The following is a 1,098-nucleotide window of genomic DNA, read 5'->3' as shown; positions in this document are numbered from 1 at the left end:
GCACTCCAACAAGCCACGGACGAACTCCTCACCCGCCACGAAATACTCCGCACCGCCTTCGACCTCACCACCTACTCCCAACCCCTCCAACTCGTACACGCCACAGCAGAGCTGCCGGTCTCGGTCCGGGCGGCCGACGACGGCGAATGCGAGAACGAGCAGCGCACCACGCCGTTCGACACCGCGGTCCCGCCGCTGATCCGGATCAATGCCCTGATCGAGGGCGAGCACGACTGGCAGCTCGTCTTCACTCACGCCCATCCGATCCTGGAGGGCTGGAGCTACCACGCGCTGCTCACCGAGTTGCTGGAGCTGTATCGCGGCTTCCGGGACGGTGACGATGAGGCCGTCGAGCCGACGGCGGGGGGCGGCAGCCGCTTCGCCGACTACATAGCAGCCGAGCGGAAGTCCGTGGCGGCCGGTGTGGACCAGGCCTACTGGCAGCGCATCGTCGGCGACCACGCCACGCTTGCCGTTCCGGCCGGCTGGGGAGACGAGTCGGTCGCCGCCGGCACCGCCCACCGCTTCCCGATCGAGCTGCGCGACTTGAACGAGCGGCTGCGGGCGCTCGCCGGTAGTGCCCGTGTGTCGATGAAGAGCGTGCTGCTGGCGGCACACCTGAAGGTGATGAGCCAGCTGACGGACGAGACCGCCTTCCACACCGGGCTCGTGTGCGACACGCGTCCGGAGCTGCCCGGCGCCGACCGCGTCTACGGTATGCACCTCAATACCGTGCCGTTCCCGTTCGAGGCGGGCCGTGCCACGACCTGGCGCGAGCTGGTGACCCAGGTCTTCGAGCAGGAGACCGAGCTGTGGCCGCACCGCAGGTACCCGCTCCCCGCCATCCAGCGGGACGCCGGCAGCGGCCGACTTCTGGACGTCTACTTCAACTACCAGGACTTCAGCAAGGTCGACGGCGAAGAGGTCGACGAGCTGGGCGACATCGACGAGGTACCGACCGAGTTCCCGCTGATGGTCGCCACCCGTGGCAGCTACATCGTCCTCACCGCGGACGGGCGTTCGGTGTCGGCGGTGAACGCGGAGCGGATCGCCGCGATGTACCGGCTGGTACTGGAGGCCATGGCCACCGACCCCGAC

Annotated in this window: 1 protein-coding gene; it reads left to right on the top strand. The window is 68.5% G+C overall.

The window, feature by feature from the left end; translation table 11 throughout:
- The coding region (locus ACFV8T_RS45640; RefSeq protein ID WP_385339822.1) for a condensation domain-containing protein at positions 1 to 1,098 on the top strand (1,098 nt) is incomplete at both ends.

The organism is Streptomyces sp. NPDC059832 (genome assembly GCF_042731715.1).
In the GTDB taxonomy this organism is placed as follows: domain Bacteria; phylum Actinomycetota; class Actinomycetes; order Streptomycetales; family Streptomycetaceae; genus Streptomyces.
This window is presented reverse-complemented; position numbering and strand designations above follow the sequence as displayed.